At 53.2% G+C, this 16,815-nt stretch carries 15 protein-coding genes; 5 read left to right on the forward strand and 10 right to left on the reverse strand.

All coding sequences use genetic code 11. The features are described from left to right. Window positions 1–3: 3 nt before the first annotated feature. Complete coding sequence (locus WJU22_RS24850) at window positions 4–5,172, reverse strand: PA14 domain-containing protein (RefSeq protein ID WP_341840868.1); 5,169 nt, start codon at window positions 5,170–5,172, stop codon at window positions 4–6. A gap of 155 nt (window positions 5,173–5,327) precedes the next feature. Between WJU22_RS24850 and WJU22_RS24855 the strand changes: the two genes are divergently transcribed. Further along, the gene (locus WJU22_RS24855; protein ID WP_341840869.1) at window positions 5,328–5,573 is read left to right on the forward strand and encodes a hypothetical protein; all 246 of its coding nucleotides are present in this window, start codon (window positions 5,328–5,330) and stop codon (window positions 5,571–5,573) included. 110 nt (window positions 5,574–5,683) lie between these two features. Here WJU22_RS24855 and WJU22_RS24860 read toward each other — a convergent pair whose 3' ends face one another. The 7 genes from WJU22_RS24860 to WJU22_RS24890 form a co-directional block, all read right to left on the reverse strand. Beyond that, entirely contained in the window at window positions 5,684–6,775 is a 1,092-nt protein-coding gene (locus WJU22_RS24860; protein WP_341840870.1) for a hypothetical protein, read from the reverse strand. A gap of 8 nt (window positions 6,776–6,783) precedes the next feature. After that, window positions 6,784–9,111, reverse strand: coding sequence for a hypothetical protein (locus WJU22_RS24865; RefSeq protein WP_341840871.1), 2,328 nt, complete (start codon window positions 9,109–9,111; stop codon window positions 6,784–6,786). A 277-nt stretch (window positions 9,112–9,388) separates the two neighbouring features. Continuing rightward, a complete protein-coding gene (locus tag WJU22_RS24870; RefSeq protein WP_341840872.1) occupies window positions 9,389–9,790 on the reverse strand; it encodes a hypothetical protein in 402 nt (133 codons plus the stop codon). 4 nt (window positions 9,791–9,794) lie between these two features. Further along, window positions 9,795–10,211: a hypothetical protein gene (locus tag WJU22_RS24875; RefSeq protein WP_341840873.1), complete on the reverse strand. Its 417-nt coding sequence runs from the start codon at window positions 10,209–10,211 to the stop codon at window positions 9,795–9,797. Window positions 10,212–10,266: 55 nt separating this feature from the next. Then, window positions 10,267–10,542 carry a hypothetical protein gene (locus WJU22_RS24880; protein WP_341840874.1) on the reverse strand — a complete coding sequence of 92 codons (276 nt, stop codon included), beginning with the start codon at window positions 10,540–10,542 and terminating at the stop codon, window positions 10,267–10,269. 98 nt (window positions 10,543–10,640) lie between these two features. Continuing rightward, window positions 10,641–10,799 (reverse strand): hypothetical protein, encoded by a 159-nt coding sequence (locus WJU22_RS24885; RefSeq protein ID WP_341840875.1) that lies wholly within the window; start codon window positions 10,797–10,799, stop codon window positions 10,641–10,643. Between the two features lie 30 nt (window positions 10,800–10,829). Continuing rightward, window positions 10,830–11,039, reverse strand: coding sequence for a hypothetical protein (locus tag WJU22_RS24890; protein ID WP_341840876.1), 210 nt, complete (start codon window positions 11,037–11,039; stop codon window positions 10,830–10,832). A gap of 162 nt (window positions 11,040–11,201) precedes the next feature. Here WJU22_RS24890 and WJU22_RS24895 point away from each other — a divergent pair, with 162 nt between their 5' ends. Further along, window positions 11,202–12,305 carry an ionic transporter y4hA gene (locus WJU22_RS24895; protein ID WP_341840877.1) on the forward strand — a complete coding sequence of 368 codons (1,104 nt, stop codon included), beginning with the start codon at window positions 11,202–11,204 and terminating at the stop codon, window positions 12,303–12,305. A gap of 149 nt (window positions 12,306–12,454) precedes the next feature. On the opposite strand, the gene WJU22_RS24900 is transcribed toward WJU22_RS24895, so the two are convergent. Together WJU22_RS24900 and WJU22_RS24905 are read right to left on the reverse strand one after the other, a co-directional pair. Further along, complete coding sequence (locus WJU22_RS24900; RefSeq protein ID WP_341840878.1) at window positions 12,455–12,844, reverse strand: DUF5071 domain-containing protein; 390 nt, start codon at window positions 12,842–12,844, stop codon at window positions 12,455–12,457. 22 nt (window positions 12,845–12,866) lie between these two features. After that, window positions 12,867–13,658, reverse strand: a complete 792-nt coding sequence (locus WJU22_RS24905) for an O-methyltransferase (RefSeq protein ID WP_341840879.1) — start codon at window positions 13,656–13,658, stop codon at window positions 12,867–12,869. 191 nt (window positions 13,659–13,849) lie between these two features. Between WJU22_RS24905 and WJU22_RS24910 the strand changes: the two genes are divergently transcribed. The 3 genes from WJU22_RS24910 to WJU22_RS24920 all read left to right on the forward strand — a co-directional run bounded on the left by WJU22_RS24910 (window position 13,850) and on the right by WJU22_RS24920 (window position 16,763). Continuing rightward, entirely contained in the window at window positions 13,850–15,088 is a 1,239-nt protein-coding gene (locus WJU22_RS24910) for a hypothetical protein (RefSeq protein ID WP_341840880.1), read from the forward strand. 112 nt (window positions 15,089–15,200) lie between these two features. Further along, window positions 15,201–16,151 (forward strand): hydrogen peroxide-inducible genes activator, encoded by a 951-nt coding sequence (locus tag WJU22_RS24915; RefSeq protein WP_341840881.1) that lies wholly within the window; start codon window positions 15,201–15,203, stop codon window positions 16,149–16,151. Window positions 16,152–16,202: 51 nt separating this feature from the next. Continuing rightward, complete coding sequence (locus WJU22_RS24920; protein ID WP_341840882.1) at window positions 16,203–16,763, forward strand: RNA polymerase sigma-70 factor; 561 nt, start codon at window positions 16,203–16,205, stop codon at window positions 16,761–16,763. Window positions 16,764–16,815 lie beyond the last annotated feature (52 nt).

The following is a 16,815-nucleotide window of genomic DNA, read 5'->3' on the forward strand; positions in this document are numbered from 1 at the left end:
GGATTAGAAAAAGCAGACGACCTTTTGTTTCTTCTTGTCTTCCACCTGCCACGACTGTTTATACTCGATCATTTCCGCATGCGTGATCCGCGAGTGTTCGTCGATCTGCAGCTGGTAGCCGTTGCCCACCTTGAGCAGCGGGTTCACCATCATGGAAACGGATCCCGCCAGGGCCGCGATGTTCCTGCGCCCTGAGCGGATGATCTTTAAAGATGCCTCATGGCCGTTGAACGGCTTTCCATCCGCGTCCTGGAAGAAAATCTCGGGTGCGTCTCCGGTATTGGCACTGGCATCCACAGCCCAGATCTTGCTGGCGCTGGGGAAAGTGGCCAGCAAAGGCTGGCAGGGATCGGTGTTCACAGGGTTGCGGGAATACACCAGCAGTTCGTCTCCTCCCGTAAAATATTTGCTCACATCTCCCGCCGCTATTCCGCTTACGATCTTGCCTTCCTTGAAATATACGTGGTCGAACACGGCGCTGATATTCTTGTAGGCACCCGACATACCGTCGTACATCCATCCGGCGGGATATTTAAAATTGTACAGTGTATCGTCGAATTCGTTTTGCGCCGAAGTCAGGATCACGTCGCCCGTTTCCGCGTCGTAAAGCATGTTGTGGGTAGTAACGCGGCTTCCCTTGTCTACCGCCACCACACTGTCTAACAGGCCATGCCGGTAAATGACTTTCGTGGCCGCGGCCGAGCGGAACATCGTTTCCTGCCGCTGCGGGAACACATACCCCGAAGGCCAGCTCAGGAGGAACGGCATGGGGAACGAGAAGATGTCGACGTTGGCGTTGAAATCCACCGAAAGGCTCACCGACCGCTGCTGGCGCATATCGAGCATCAGCTCCATGTCTTTCCCAACTATCGCCGTGCCATCGATCTGGCCGTTGGCGCCCATAGACAGTACATCGTTGCGCAGGCGTTTGTGCTCCGCATTCTGATCGTCTACCCGATAATAATAAGTGGTAGAGGTGATCGGCTCCTTGCTGTCGAGCTGCGAATAACTCGCCTGCGAACGGGGCTTTCCGTGCATATCGTTCAATTCGATCTTGAAGCCCTGCGTTACGCCCACCACGTTCACTGCATTGATCTTCAACATGTTCAGAAGTTTGGGCGTATAGCGCTCCTTCGCGTCTTCGTTCAGCAGCGAATGGTCTGTAAATACGGGGAAATCGTATGCGGTATAGAAAGTCGCCTCTTCGAAACCGTTCGCAGAGCGGGTTTTGGCCGTACGGATAGAGCGGGTCCTCACTTTGCTGTAGCCGACGGAGGGATGCGGGAAAAACGTTTCGCCTAAAGGCATATCCACGAATCCCAGCGTCACCGGCGCCAGCTTGGCGGCCTGGTCGGTATATTTGATCGGCTCGCGCCAGGTGTTTTCCTCACCGCCCATCATGGGCTCGTAAGTAGCCACCCCGCTGCTGATCTCGATCTTCTTTCCACCTACATCGTGCGTGGTCGTATAGAGATATTCGGTACCGTACAGCGATTCCTTCTGCTGGGTCATCGCGTTCCAGTTATCGTAGATCTTGATGCTTTTCACCCGGTGGCCGCCACCCAGCTTGCGGTAGGCCGGCGCATACAGGCGAACGAAAGACCGTTTCAGATCGGCGGTTTGGCCGAACTTGTTAGCACGTGCCAGGTTGTCGAACGATCGGAAAGCGCTCACCACCCCGGTGGCCATACCGGCAATGAGCTGAACCGCGGCCTCGGCGCCCAGGTTATCGCCCATATCCATCCCGGGATAGGCTTTGGTGGGCAGGTTGAGACGGACGAACTGCGCGGCGGTTTTAGCGAACGGACTGTACTTTCCGCCGTAATCGCCGCCCTTGTCGAGGCTTTTCACTTTCAGCCAGATCGTTTTGCCGCTGTTGAAAAATCCGTAGTTCCCAGGTTCCAGCGTGGCGTACCCGCTCACGAACTCTGCCCCGCTACCCCATCGGTCTGACGGCATATTCACATTCAGGCGGAAATACAATTCCTTCATCCCCTGGAGATATTTCTCGTCGATTTCCTTCACGGAGGTTACCGCGTCGGGAATATGGACGGAAATGTAGAGGTGATCGTCGTTGCCGTATAAATATTGGTTCACGTGGGAAAGCGAGGTGGGCACGCTTTTGGAGAAACCCGCCACGTTGCACATGATCCCCGCGCGACGGTTCTGCACGAAAGCATAGTCATCGCTTTCGTACGTTACCTTGATCCGGCCGCCGGAAGGCAGGTGGATGGAATCGAGCCCCCATGCTGCGGCGTTGCGGGCCGCTACTGCGCTGTCTTGCAGGCTGTAGGGGAATTCCGCGTTGGATACGGTGTTGCCGCCAACCGATCCGGGATTATCGGCCGGGGCTTTATAATTACCCCAGCGGTCGGATGCCTGGGAGTTGTATTGCGGGTTTATACCGCTGTAGTTGAACACATATGCGTTCTTCTTACCTTTCTTATTCCCGTTGTAGGAGAACCATACTTTTTTAAGCGTCAGCTTGCCTGTTTCGCGGCCGGGATAAGTAGTATTGTTGCGGCAAAGCTCGTAGGAATACTCGAAGTGAACGGTTTTCACGGGCTTCGCCTTGTCTTTCAGCTGCTGGAATTCCGCCTTCGTGTACAGGTTGATCTCTTTGAGTCTTTTGGCGGAATTATTCCCGGATTCGATCGTTCCGTCTTCGAGCACGGAGAACATATCGTCACGGTCTTCGAGGGTAAAGGTAGCGATCATGTTTTTGGACTCGATGGAGTGGAGGTACCAAAGCTCCTTGGTGCCATAGACATAGTTACCTTTATCATCGCGACTGTCTGTCCGGAGGCCTTCGTTATAACCAGCCGTTACCTGTCCGTGCGGGGTTCTCCATTTGTAAGGGTTCCTGACGCCGGCCGTTTTGGTATAATTGAACTTGATGGCATTTCCCGGATCGTCGTCCGAAATGCCGTTGCCCGTTACGTCTACATAGTCGGAAGACAGGATGCCCGTCAGCAGGAACGAGTGCGCGTATGCGGGGAGGGTTTCCGAGCTGTAGTAGTTGTCTTGTCCGTTGGTATTTTTATCGGGCGTCGCGTCTGTGGCGGGATCGTAGGTTACGGTGCCTTTATCGCGGTTGCCGTTTTCCTTTTTCGCGGCAAACGTAACTTCTTTTTGGGTGAGGTTGTAAACCGGGAGGCCGTATACGTACCGGCGGCCGTCGTTGTTGAGCACGTCTACCTGGGAAATATGGTTTTTCTTGCGGAAATCGTTCACTCTTAGTTCTTTAAAAAGCTTCCCGGGCACGGCTTCAAAAGTATCGGTGGCTGCCGGCCAGTACCATTGCTTGTAATTAAATCCCGGAGGACCGAAAAACAAAAATCTTGCACCTTTCTTCGAGAAATTACCGTGTTGTGCTTCGAACTTGTATATTTTACCTTCTTCGAGATTTACGGTCGTTCTAAACTTTTCATTTCCACCCTGCACTTTCCAGGCGTCTTTGATGAGCACGGAGTCGTTCATTATAAGTTTTCCTCCATCGTCAGACTGCATGATAAATTCATAGCTTCCGGTATAAGGAGCCTTGATCCGCCCGTACCAGCGCTGTACCCATCTTGCATCTTTCCCTTCCATACGGATCAATTGGCCATTTTCCCAGCGATCTTCCCATCCATGCATATTATACCAGTCATCTTCCGTATTCCAGGTGAGTGTCTGCGTGTTTTTGCCCAACCAGTAAACACGATTCCAGTACAGGTCCGAATAGAGATCCCATTTCAGGCCATTTCCTTCCTGGTCGGTATCTACCGGGAATTCAGTTTCACAATTCGCATCCACATATTGGTTCATGCCGTAGTTTTCTATCAGCTTGGGGAACCCCACTTCCGATGCTTCTTCTGCATTCAGATAAGAGATCACCTGCGTACGTTTGTCGCGGTTTTCTTTCCTTGCGCTGGACGCGGGAAGCGGAAAGCGATCCAGCGTCCGGCCGCCGCGATAACGGGCCAGTTGCCCGGTGGTGGCCATGAGCGGAGACATGCCGCCGTTCTTACGGATCTCCGGATACACCACATCGTCTCCCCCGATCGCAGCATGGAAGTTGCCGTCTACAACTGTTTTCTCGCCCGGGTTCCGGAAGTAGGAGGCTTCGTACAGCTTGTCGGAATTCGTGAAAGCCACGTTTTCCGCCAGCGGGTTGTTACCGGTCCACGGATCCGAATCCGTTCGGGAACGGGATGCCGCAAGGTCTACCCCAATGTGGGCCAGATCCCCGAAAGCCACGTCTCCACCGGCGTTGAAAGATTTATCACGCGTGTTCATGTGATGATCGTGCACAAAACCGATATCGCTCCGGTAGGCGCGGAACGTTCCGCCGGTGCCTTCTCCAGACATGCTGAAAATATCGTACGTATATGACGGGATGGCGATATTGGGCACGTCGGACTCGTCGCGGTAAGGGATCTCGCGCTCACGGTTGAAGTCGAGCAGCGCTGATGCATTGTTCTTACCTTTTTCGAAATGCAGGTATCCATATGCCTGTAACTTCTGTGTCCGGTCTTCGGGCTCGATCGTTTGTTTGGACCAATAACCGGTGGCTTCCAGCGAGCTGGCGAGTATCTTCAGCTCTCCGCCCGCCTTCAGGCTGATGGCCGTGCTCCTGCTTGTCCAGGGTACGGTAATTGTAGGCGTGAACCCCGGAGACGCAAAGGAAAGGCGGCTACTGAAAAGTGTGCTGGATCCGGTACGCGTGCCGATTTGATCTTGCCCTACAACTTTGCCATCGTCCTTTATATCTTTCATTATCGCCTGGCTCAGCTGTACGCCGCCCGAAAACTGCAGCGCCTTCAACCCCGACCGGGAATTATATCCCAGCGATGCATTCGCCGTTCCTTTGAACATGCCCGCTTCCTTTCCGTCTATCGCCGCAGTCGTATATCCCAGGCTGGAGCCGGCAGAAAAACCTTCCTGCGAATTATTCGTCAGAGAAAGGCCGGCCGTCAGCGTGCCGAATGAAGCAGAGCCCACATTCACACTAGGCATCAGCATCGTTTCCACGCCCCAGCCATTATAAGAGTTATGGAACACGCCCAGCCCCACTTTCAGGTTGACACCGAATCCCTTCGAAGGAAAACCGGCCAGCTCGAAAACAGCACCAGCCGAGCCGCCGTAAGTATTGTTTTCCTTGATAGACAAGGTTTTCAGTGATCTGTTCATCACCATTAAAATCGTCCGGTATGCCGCGCATATTCCGGATAATGCTCCCGGGGTTGATATTCCACCCGAGCCCGCACCAGCTGGCCTCCTGGTCCATCCCGATGCCGCTGCTGTAACCCAAACCCAGCGGATATCCGCCCACGTCGATCAACGGAATGTTGTACGAGAAATCCCCCGTAAAAAGGTCTACCATATTGGCACTGTTTACCGACTGGAAAGCCTGGCTCTCCGGCTGGGTAGGCCCGCCGTTGAACGGTTTCGGCGCCGGGGCCGGCGGCGCCTTCTCCGGTTTTTCCGCCATGCGGGGCGATGCGTCCGCTACCGGGACAGCCGCCGGAACTTTGGGGGCTTTACGGGCAAAAGTAGCCGGTGGCGGGGCATTGCGAACGCCCAATGCGTAAGCGGGGATTACCGTTTCGAAGTAAAGCATGGCCAGCAATGTCCAGGCAATGATCCTCCGTCCCTTTTCTTCAAAAGCACGCGTCATCTTACAATATTTTTCAGGTATAGGTTATTTTTCTGCTTGATAGTTGAATTTGATCTGCCATTGCTCTCCGCGGCTGTTCTTCAACCGGAAGAGATAGATCTTCCCGTCTGTGAGCCCCGCGCGGCGCGGCAACGGAACATCGATTCGGTTGGCGCCGCGCACCAGCGGCAGCGTGCCCGATTTCACAATGTGGTTCCCTTCGCCCAGGGCCACCAGTTCATACACCGCTTCCTTATCCGCCGTCTCGTTCACATACGCCACCGACAACTCGCGCGAAGCGCCGAGCACGTTCCCGTCCAGCTCCCGCCGGAGTTGCACGTACACTTTGTTCGATTCTCCCAAACCCGCCATCCGCGCACCGTTCAGCCGGAACGTCCAGACCTCCGTCTGCGCCGCATAATGCGCGCCTTCCTTCGCGATCACCGTCCAGGCATAGGTCCTGCCCGTATCGAGCGCCGCATGGCCCGATGGGTACGACAGGAAATTTTCCTGCAACCTGGGCATCCGCAACACGGGAATATTCTGTTGAACGGCCTCCACGGGCGGCTGCCCGTCGTGCACTTCCGTGACTACGATCTCGTACCGCAACTGCCGGAATTGCTGCAGTGGCGCGGGCGGCAGCCAGGTGAACTGCGGAAGCCGCGTATCCAGCGAAGCGCCATTGGCAGGGAGGTTCAGCATCGGCGGACTGATCGGCTCCACCACGATCGGCACGCATTCTTCGCGGCTGAAAGCGGTTTTGCCACCGGTCACTTCGATATTGTAACAGGCGAGATATTTGCCGGGCGGCAGTAACGCGTTCACGTTCCGGTCGATGGCGGGCGAGAGGTATTCGTATTGAACGGGCTCCACATCGTCCTGCTTCAGCTGCCGTGCGCCGCGCGTGAGAGTGAACCCGCGCGAAATGCCCGTCAGCACGGGTTGCCCCTGCTCAGCGTCGAGCAGCCGCAAAACAACCTGCACCTGGAGTGGACGGTCTACCGCCGAAGCGAGCACCACGTTCCACAACTGGTTTTTCTGAAGGATGCCTGCGGGCGGCACCACCGGGGTGATCGTGACCTGCGCCGCAACAGGGAAAGCGGCCAGCAGGAAAAATAGGTATAGGTAACTTTTCATAAATCGGGTTAAAAAGTCCTGGTAAAGGTGGCGCGCCCGGTTTTGTTGGGGACCAGCCTCCTGGCGGTTCCCGGTAAAAAACCCTGGTCGGCCATGAGCGCGATTTCACCGACTTTGGGTACTTCCACCCGGAGGTTCGCTGAGTATCCCAGCTGGCGTATCCGGTAGGTGGTCTGATAATTATACTTGATGCCCGCGCCTACGTCCAGCCAGCTTTTGGCTTTGAACAACGCGTTGCCTTCACATCCGTAAATCCTGTATTCCGTGTTCGAGACCAGGCTGCCAAGGCCGTTGAGGTGCCATTTCCCCAGGAACACCGCCTGCTGCGCCGTGAGGTTCGTGCTATTGAAATACACGAACGCGGTGTCTGACTGGCGATTGTAAAAACGGGTGGCAGACAGCATGGTGTTCATCTGCAGGCCGTTCATCCGGTAAAAATGATTAGCCGTTCCCACCAGCGTGTAAAACATATTTTCCATGAAGGAATGATCGCCCGTTTTGATGAGCTGCGAACTGGGGAAATAGCCCAGTGAAACCGAAGGCCAGTTCCTCCGGCGGAACGTTGCCTGCACGCTTTTGAAAACGGTGTTCGATAAAAACTGCGCGTTCTCGAATACGCTGGCGTAGACGTTTTTGCGGACGGAAGCGCTCAGCGTGAGCTGGTCTTTGAAGAACGGCTGGTCGGCCCGGAACATCCACGCCGTTTGAGCACTGCCGGTGCTGTACAGACTGAACGACTGGAAATTGGCGCCCATCCGTTTGACCATGCCACTCACCTTCGTTCCGGTTGCGGGCAGCATGCCTTCCGCGGAGAGGGAATACGCCTGTGCGGAGTTGTCGCTCAGCTTTACCATGCTACCTGCGAGGTTGCTGCCTTCTTTGGCACGCTCGTGCTGCGGGAGCGACGACCGGGCGATTTCTCCCGTCACGCTGTAGAATTTCCCGAGCTGCCAGCGCCCTTCCACCGAAACGCCCATCAGGCGGCTATCCGGCACTTGCACGTTCGGATTGTCTTGCAGGTTGAAATTGTACGCCTGTTTGCGGCCGGTATAATAGGTTACATACACGTGGCTGCCTTCCTTGAGGCCATAACCGCCCCGGTACAGTTGCAGGAACTGCCTGGGCCCGGCCGACTTGACGAGGTAATCCCTGAACCGGTAATCTACGGCACCGATGCCGACGGCCGCGTACCACGAGGGGTTTACTTCCACGTTGGCGCCTACGATGCTGATGTTGCGGGCGGTCAGTTCCGAGTAATCGATCATGGAGCGACCGATGCCGGCAGACCGGATGGAGAGCAGGGTTTTATATCCTTTGGGCAGCACGGAATCGGGTACCCGCATGCGATCGAGCTCGCTGATGAGCTCTGCGGGCGAGGCATTGCGGTTGAGCAGGGCTACGAGCGATTCTTTCCGGGCGCCGAGTTTTTCCAGGCGGGCGCGGTATTTGGCGTCCATCCCGGCGATCCTGGCTTCCAGCGAATCCGCCTGTGCCTTGCGGGCTTCGTATTCTTTGAGCAGCGGGGCCACGGCACTGTCTGCCTTTCCTTTGTATTTGCCTGCGAGATCGGGCAATTGACGGCCTTTGAGCGGCAATATCCTTTTATCGGGCAGGGTGGGGATTTGCGGCTTTTGCTGGCCATATAGCTCCCTTTCGCGCGCTTCGATCATGCGTTGAATCTGCGACGGTGCGGAAAACCAGGTGCGCATCCGCAGCAGGGAATCCTGCAGCTTGCGGATGTCTGTCTTCATCCCATCCAGCTCCTTCCAGTTGGCGATGCGCCCTGCGTCCCATTTACGGGCTTTCTGGAGGATGGCGTGCCGCAGATCGTTGGCGGAATATCCCAGGTTGAGGCCGGTCATGTTCCGGAGGATGCGGGAATTGCTTTGCGAAGTGCTGAACGTAAACCGCAACGGGTATTGGTCGCGCACGGTGACGGACATACTGGTTTGAACGGTATGTTGATGGATGTCTTTTTCTATATAAGGTGTATCGGTGTTTCCCTGGTAATAATAATCGTACATCACATTGCCGTGGATCACGAGGAACGGCGGGCGTTTCGGCGGAGGCGGAGGCGCGGGGCGCGGAGGGCGCTTGCGATCAGCCACTACCGTTACCAGCATTTCCTGCAGTTCGTACATCTTTACGGGATGAATGCGCATGCCTTTACAGTTCCCTGCGGGGAAAGCGAAGTAACCGGAATCTTTGATTCGATATACAAAGCTGTCCGCCCAGGCAGGAGACCTGTCTGCTTCCAGTTTTACCGGAATACTTTGGGCAAAGGATGCCCTGAAAGCCAGGATGAGTGTGGCGATCAGTAGGTAACGGGATCTCAAATGTCTACGGGTAACGGGTTTACATTAATTAGTTCGTTTCAATAGGTGTACGTTGAACTGTGGCATAGGGCCATAGTGTTTCGATGGAGCTAAGGTATGAAAAGAATCCCTGAATTATGGCATTTTTTCCATGTGTTTTTTTCACATCTTTTCAACTGTATGTGTATAATTTACAATCAGTTTTGTATCGATTTGGGTTATTGCCCAGCATAAATTGCAGGGAGAGGTATAGATAAATTCGGGTGATGTAATTACAGACCAACCCCAAACCAAATTTTCAAATTAACAGCAGAAATTTGTCCAACACATCGATAATAATCCGCTTGTTAACTTTTCCTTTAAACATTAGCGGATGCTCATCATCCGTATACAGGGCATTCAGCTCCTCTATATCCAGCATAGTTTCCATTTCATGCAACTGATGCCTTACATCTTGCAACACTTCAGAAAGCAGTCGCCTCCTTTCTTCCGTTACCAGAAATTCATCGAACGAAAAGTGCATCCATCCCACAAAATAGCCCTTGCTATTGTCTTTTACCAGCTCCTGGAATTCGAGCAACCAATCCGGCTTTCCAGGCAATTCCTGAAGATAGCGCAATAGATATGCGGCAGCGATGCCGGCTGGGCCATCATTCTCCCAAAAACCACGATCTTTAAATTCATGATAACTGCTACTCATTTGTCTATAATTCAGTAATTCCCTGGTAAGTCAGATATGCGTCGAACAACATAATGATCAATCCTGTTGAAACGATATCGCCCTTTGTGTCCTTGATTTTCTGCGCAATGTTAACGACCCCGCTTTTCGGTTCTCCAAACTGGAAATGAACCAGGATAGGGCTATTCAAATCGGGCATTTCCCGCTTGAAGCTGGTATCGAAGAGTAATACACGGTCGCCACCGCTGGGTGTAAATTCAACGATCGGCGCATACCAGTCTCCATCGGAATCGGGTTTCACATGATAATCAATGATGGTGCCGGAAGCCTGAATACCTGTCTCCATGAATTCCTCCAATCGCTGTATTTTATTACGGTTGCTGATCCACATCCATAGGATCAGCGAAAAAGCGATAAGGTTCATGATGATCACATACAACATACATCAATTTTTCAGGGATCGATTTTTCTTTTGATTTGCAAAAACCAGATAGGTATTAAAGAATATAGTTTCGGTTCTTCTCTGCCAAACCTTCCATTAATTCCCTGTTGGCTTGAATGGTTTCCGAAAACTTCGTCCCACAGAAAGGACAGTAAGCGATACCTTGCTGGATGATGGTCAACTTTCCTTCCTTCAGATTGGAATCCTGATTCCTGCCCTGCAGAAAGATGTGAATTTCTCCTGTATCGCAAATATTTGGCAGTGCGGCAAATCCCGATCTCCCCGCATTTCCCAGCATTTCTTTAAACAAACCACAGCATAACTTGTCCATCAATTACTACTTTTTTAATTGAATGAAATTAACCAAACCAGTTCCTGAGATGGTCTGTCTTTAAACCTCAAGCGCCATTTTCCAGGGTTTCCATTATTTCACCCTGCTCCCATAATTCTCACCAGTTTGTAATTCCCGTCTTTGTCTATACGGAAAGTGAAAGTGATCATCGACTCAGACATCAGTTCCCCGTTTTCAACCACCCGGCTCTCGAACGTGATATAATCCGGGTACGATTTCTTTTTCGCTTTGCGCATCCACGATTCCAGTTCACCGGATCTGAACAGTTACTGGAATTTTATCTTTAACTGCGAAGATGTCTTGAAGATCCTGTTTTCGGGAAGGTCGCCCAAATCCATTTCGAAAGGAAGTGCGCAGGCGGCAACCAGGGAATCGGTCTGATGTTGCTTCACCCATTGCAGGATTTTATCGCGGCTCTGGGCGGAAGCGGCCAACTGCGTTACAAACAGCAACAGGCTCAGGGTAAGGGATTTCATGTGGCCGGGCGTAAATTGGTACAATCAAACATACCATCAAATCCCCATATTACAAACATCCATTCAACAAAACGCCTTACTTATCAGTTATATTAGTCATAGTTTCCCGAATTCTAATGGAATTTTAATGTGCCGGGGAACCTCAAATACTTATTTTACACCATGCCATACAATCACATTCTTTCCCGCAAATGGAACATCAAGCTCCCGTTATGGACCCTCGTTTCCCCCATCATCGGGGCCTGTTTCCTCGCGTTTGCAGGAACGGAACTGTCTGGCTGGATGGCCGCGCTCCTCGGCGTTTCCCTCATCAGCGTGGTACTGGCCGCCGTTCACCATGCCGAAGTGGTGGCGCATAAGGTAGGCGAGCCTTACGGCACCCTCATCCTCGCGCTCGCCATCACCGTCATAGAAGTTTCCCTCATCGTGTCGATGATGTTGTCCAAAGACGGCGCCGGCTCCACCACCCTCGCGCGCGACACCGTTTTCGCCGCCATCATGCTCATCAACACGGGTATTATCGGGATTTGCCTGCTCTGGGGCTCCTATCTCCATAAAGAACAGATCTATATCAAACAAGGCGTTTCCGCGGCACTCGTGACCCTCACGGCCATTTCCGTGCTCACGCTCGTACTGCCCAATTTCACGACCACCACGCCCGGGCCCGTCTATTCTTCCAGCCAGCTCATATTCGTGGCCATCATTTCACTGGTGCTGTATGGCGGATTCGTGTCTGTCCAAACCGTCCGCCACCGCGATTATTTCCTGCCCGAAGAAAACGATGAAGATTACCACGCAGCGCCGCCTTCGCGCCTCACCATGTTCATCAGCCTCTTCACCCTCGTTGTTTCACTGGCCATCGTGGTCCTGCTGTCGAAAAAGCTGTCGCCCACGATCGAGGGCATCGTCATGGACCTTGGCGCGCCCAAAAGCCTGGTGGGCGTGATCATCGCCGCCGTGATCCTCATGCCGGAAGGCCTCGCGGCCATCCGCGCGGCCCGCAAGAACCGGCTGCAAACAAGTTTGAACCTGGCGCTGGGGTCGGCCCTCGCATCCATCGGCCTCACCATCCCCGCTGTGGCACTTGTGTCCATCATCGCGGGGTTCGACGTAACACTGGGAATCGATACCAAATCCACTTTACTGTTGCTCTTATCGCTGTTCACGATCAGCATTTCCTTCAATGCCGGGCGCACCAACATCCAGCAGGGTGTGGTGTTGCTGGTGATCCTGGCCACGTATCTGTTTACGACGATCGTGCCGTGATCGGATTTCGATGGCGTCGTCATCGCATTTGTCGGTAGGGATAAACGGTGGTTTCATGCGCTAAAATTACAACGGCCCATTCCGTTGCCGGTGGCAAAAGTGGGGAATGCGACTATGTTTCGGATGAATACGGTTTACCCTTTTACGGGTCAGAGCAGGTTCCATTCCTGCGCCAGCTCCCGCGCCGCCTGCGACGTATCGTGATAGATTTCGCCGGTAGTGGGATTTTCCGCCATACGCAGCAGCATCGCCAGCAGCGGCGGATCTTTCACGGGAACGCGCGCTTTTTCGAGGAGATAAATGCAGTTGGTTTTCCATACATCATCGTCCGTAGCGAACACTGCACAGAATTCCGCGGCCAGTTCGTGAATATGCGGCATGAGGTAATTGTAGATCGGGTTGAAATGCGGGCTATTGATATCTTCCAGCCACTCCATCAGGGCCATGGCATACGGCCTTGCCTCCGACCATTCGGTTTTGCGCAGCAATTCGATCGCCTTGTCGTCGCATTTGTGGGCGGGCACGAAAGAGGGAAGCATACCGGAATTTACGCCGGTTTTCTCAGAATTTGATGGTAAAATGCTGTTTCGCCTTGAAATCGGGGCTTACGAACGCGATACCGATAAAGAAAAGATCGATGGTTGTGGTAACGGAAGGATGGGATTTCACCGTTTCCCAGGCGCGCTCCATCCCCTCCGTCCAATGCACGTCATCGAAAATAACGATGCTGTTGGGCCGGAGGAACGGCAGACTTTCCTCGAAATACCGGACCGTCGGCTCCTCCCGGTGGTTACCGTCTATATACATGATATCGGGGTTCGGCATATTTTGGAGGACTCCCCGCAGTTCATTGTCGAAATTGCCGGTATGCTGGCGGACATTTTCCAGGCCCAGCGACGAAAAATTCATTTTGGCGAGCGCCGCGATGTTGGGACAGCCTTCGATGGTATGCACCGTGGCCCCGGCCGAAGCCATGTAAGCCGTGGAAAGGCCCAGCGAAGTCCCCAGTTCCAGGACGTTCTTTGCATCCAGGTATTGCACGAGGCGGTAGAACAACTGCCCGAACTTGGCCGGTTTGGCCGCGTGCCGCGCAATATCGCGGACGCGCCGGGATTTGGAAGCGCCCGTGAGCGAGCCGGCCCCGAGGTCTGTCACCTCCACCACATCGCTGCTCTGCAACAGCCGCGTGCGCAACTGCTCCACCGGCCCGTATTCCGGACGGAAGCCCTTTTTATTGAGAACTTCTTCCACAAGACCGTACACGAAGGGCGAATGCACATCGTGCCGGTTGCCCGCCGTCATATAATAACGGATATATTTCTTAGCCAATGCCGCCTGGTGCCGTATGCTCAATGTCAATCAGTTTTAATCAAAAAACAGGGGTAATTCAGCCGCCAAAGGTATAAAAAAGGCCTAATACGACGATCGGGATTTATTGACTAGGGGTTATGCAGTAAAATTTATCACTATCTTTACATGTTGGAACTATTTTTGGCATTATATTTTCTTTAAGGTTTTCTTAACATAAAAAGGACATTTCAAGCATGCTCAAGCTAATCAGATGGATGATGCCATTTGCGATGACGGGATTTGTGACATTGACCGCCCTGGCGCAGGACCCTACGCCCACGCCTCCGACGGATATAAAGCCGCCGCAGGTAAGGACCGCCGATACGACCATCAAGAAAATCATGGAGGATCTGCAAAAAGTGTCCGACAGCGATAAACAGAACGCCAAAGCCATCGAACAGCTGTCGCTCGGCCGGGAACTGGACAATATCACCAAATACGACCTGATCAAGAACAACCTCATCCAGGCCACCGAAACCTACTATCTGCTCAACAAAAAGATTATCGACCTCAAATCCAGGACCACCACTTCCAACCTGGACGTGTTCATCACCTCGCTCAACAACCCGGAAAGCAAGGAACTCGGTTTTTCACTGAGCGACCGCGTCGTGGAACTGGTCGAAAAGATTATCCTCAAAGGTAAATCCGACAAGAACGAGCGCAATACCAAGCTGGTGGAATCCACCAAATCCATCATCAACAGCCCGATCTTCAAATCATTCACCTCCCTCACCCCGCCCCTGGCCATCGCCAGCTCGGTGATGAACTTCCTCCACAGCGTGAGCCAATCCAACAAGGCCATTAACCACAAACTGCTGCAGGATTTCGAAAAGGAGCTGAATAAATACGTGATCTATTACACGGCCCTCAACGATGCGAACCAGAAATTCGAATTCGGCCTCAACTTCAATAAAGACCAGCTTTCCCTGCTGCAAGACAATATGTACGACCACCTCGCCTTCACCGCGCAGGTGCTCAAAACGCCCCTTCCCGCACGTGGCAATAAAACCATCGCCGAATCGCTGAACGAATATTTCATCGATTTCCGGAAAGATAAAGTGGTGGATTTCTTCGCAAAACTGGAAGCCCAGTATTCCAAAGGCGGAAAAATCAACTACGAAGGCCTCCTGCGCGACAATCCCAACCTGAAGGAAGCGAACAACCAGCTCGAAGACCTCGTGCTGATGACCAAACGCTTCGAAAACCTCTATAACGAGTACTTCAGCCTCCTGGATTCCTATTATACCAAGGTGAACCACTCGCTCCGCCTCGCGCAAGACAATGCCCTGGCAGAACGCGCCATCGTGGAAGCCAAACAGAACGAGTTCCGCGGCCTCAAAAACGAAGCCGTTCAGGAAATCCAGGCGTCCATCAACATGCGCGAGCTCACCCTCAACGTCGACAAGATCAAATACCGTTACCGGATCTTCTAAAATCAGGCAACGATCACACCATATTCATTACGAACGGCACCCACGCCGTTCGTAATTTTTTTATAGATATCGCCTATTGATCCCTTAACTTGCAATTGATTTTACCAATATCATGACTACGGTACAACTGGAATATGTAGTAGCGGTAGACACGCACAGAAGCTTCGTTACCGCCGCGGAAAAATGCTTTGTGACCCAGCCCACGCTGAGCATGCAGATCCAAAAACTGGAAGACGAGCTGGGCGTGAAGATCTTCGACCGGAGCAAACTGCCGGTGGTGCCCACCGAGATCGGTTCGGCCGTCATCGCCCAGGCGCGCATCATCATCAAGGAAAATGCCCGCATCCGCGAAATCATCGCAGACCGCAAGAAGGAAGTACAAGGCACCCTGAAAGTTGGGATCATCCCCACCCTCGCCCCCTACCTCCTCCCCCGCGTATTAACGGCCTTCCTGAAAAAATACCCGAAAGTGAAACTGGAAGTCTGGGAATATTCCACCGAACAGATCATCCAGCTACTGCGGCAGGAACAGCTCGACTGCGGCCTCCTGGCCACCCCGCTCCACAACCAGCACCTCGAAGAACACCCGCTGTTTTACGAAAACTTCGTCATCTACGCCGCCAAAAGCAACAAACTGTCGGAAAAGAAACTCGTGGACGTGGCAGACCTCGATGCGAAAGACATCTGGGTCCTCAACGAAGGCCATTGCATGCGCAACCAGGTGCTGAACATCTGCCAGGACAAGTTCGGCATGGGCGAATTCAAGAACCTCGAATACAACACCGGCAGCGTGGAAACCCTCAAACGCATGGTGGAGCTCAACGAAGGTTATACCATCCTGCCGGAGCTCAGCCTGCAGGACCTTACCGCCAAACAACTCAACATGGTCCGCTTCTTCCGGTCGCCCGAGCCCGTGCGCGAGATCAGCCTCGTCACGCACCGGTATTTCATCAAACAGGCGCTCATCGAAGCTTTCCGGAAAGAAATACTGGCCAGCGTCCCCGAAAAGATGCGCACCCGCAAAACGCGCAAGGTGATCGACATCCTGCTGGAAAAACCTTAACTTGGTCTTACCGGCTGCCCGCCCTCGCAGCCCGATACAGATGCCACGTTTATGAACACACAGGAATTGCAGCGCCGCATCGCGTTGTACGACGACGAAGCCGCTTACAGGGAACTGTTCGACAGGTTTTACAAGCCCCTGCTCCAGTTTGCCACTGCTTTCACCCGGTCGCGGGAAGCGGCCGAAGAAGCCGTGTCTGACGTGTTCATCAACATCTGGGAACGCCGCCACCAGCTCGATTCGATCGACAATCTCCCCGTTTATCTCTACGTTTCCACCCGCAACGCTTCCCTGAAACATCTCCTCAAACAACAGAAACGATCGTCCGTTCCGCTGGACGATCTGGTGATGGAACCTGAAAGTCCAGCCCCGGACCCGGAGCAGACGCTGCTGACCGCCGAAATGGCCTTACAGTTGCAGCAAGCCATCCAGCAATTGCCGCCGCGCTGCAAGATCGTGTTCAAACTGATCCGGGAAGACGGGCTGCGGTACAAGGAAGTGGCGCAAATCCTCAATATTTCCGTCAAAACGATCGACAATCAGCTCGCCATTGCCCTGCAAAAGATCGGGACGGCGTTGAAAATGAAATTAAAAAAGTCGACAAAAGACTGATTATCAAACCTTCACGATTGAACGAAAAATATTTTTGATTTTCCTTTGGTAG

It is taken from the genome of Chitinophaga caseinilytica, assembly GCF_038396765.1.
GTDB lineage: Bacteria > Bacteroidota > Bacteroidia > Chitinophagales > Chitinophagaceae > Chitinophaga > Chitinophaga caseinilytica.

What these genes read in the sequence shown, in the direction of transcription:
- WJU22_RS24850 (WP_341840868.1), bottom strand. Translation starts at nt 5,172, where the DNA reads ATGAACAGATCACTGAAAACCTTGTCTATCAAGGAAAACAATACTTAC.
- WJU22_RS24855 (WP_341840869.1), top strand. Translation starts at nt 5,328, where the DNA reads ATGTTGTACGAGAAATCCCCCGTAAAAAGGTCTACCATATTGGCACTG.
- WJU22_RS24860 (WP_341840870.1), bottom strand. Translation starts at nt 6,775, where the DNA reads ATGAAAAGTTACCTATACCTATTTTTCCTGCTGGCCGCTTTCCCTGTT.
- WJU22_RS24870 (WP_341840872.1), bottom strand. Translation starts at nt 9,790, where the DNA reads ATGAGTAGCAGTTATCATGAATTTAAAGATCGTGGTTTTTGGGAGAAT.
- WJU22_RS24875 (WP_341840873.1), bottom strand. Translation starts at nt 10,211, where the DNA reads ATGTTGTATGTGATCATCATGAACCTTATCGCTTTTTCGCTGATCCTA.
- WJU22_RS24880 (WP_341840874.1), bottom strand. Translation starts at nt 10,542, where the DNA reads ATGGACAAGTTATGCTGTGGTTTGTTTAAAGAAATGCTGGGAAATGCG.
- WJU22_RS24885 (WP_341840875.1), bottom strand. Translation starts at nt 10,799, where the DNA reads ATGCGCAAAGCGAAAAAGAAATCGTACCCGGATTATATCACGTTCGAG.
- WJU22_RS24890 (WP_341840876.1), bottom strand. Translation starts at nt 11,039, where the DNA reads ATGAAATCCCTTACCCTGAGCCTGTTGCTGTTTGTAACGCAGTTGGCC.
- WJU22_RS24895 (WP_341840877.1), top strand. Translation starts at nt 11,202, where the DNA reads ATGCCATACAATCACATTCTTTCCCGCAAATGGAACATCAAGCTCCCG.
- WJU22_RS24900 (WP_341840878.1), bottom strand. Translation starts at nt 12,844, where the DNA reads ATGCTTCCCTCTTTCGTGCCCGCCCACAAATGCGACGACAAGGCGATC.
- WJU22_RS24910 (WP_341840880.1), top strand. Translation starts at nt 13,850, where the DNA reads ATGCTCAAGCTAATCAGATGGATGATGCCATTTGCGATGACGGGATTT.
- WJU22_RS24915 (WP_341840881.1), top strand. Translation starts at nt 15,201, where the DNA reads ATGACTACGGTACAACTGGAATATGTAGTAGCGGTAGACACGCACAGA.
- WJU22_RS24920 (WP_341840882.1), top strand. Translation starts at nt 16,203, where the DNA reads ATGAACACACAGGAATTGCAGCGCCGCATCGCGTTGTACGACGACGAA.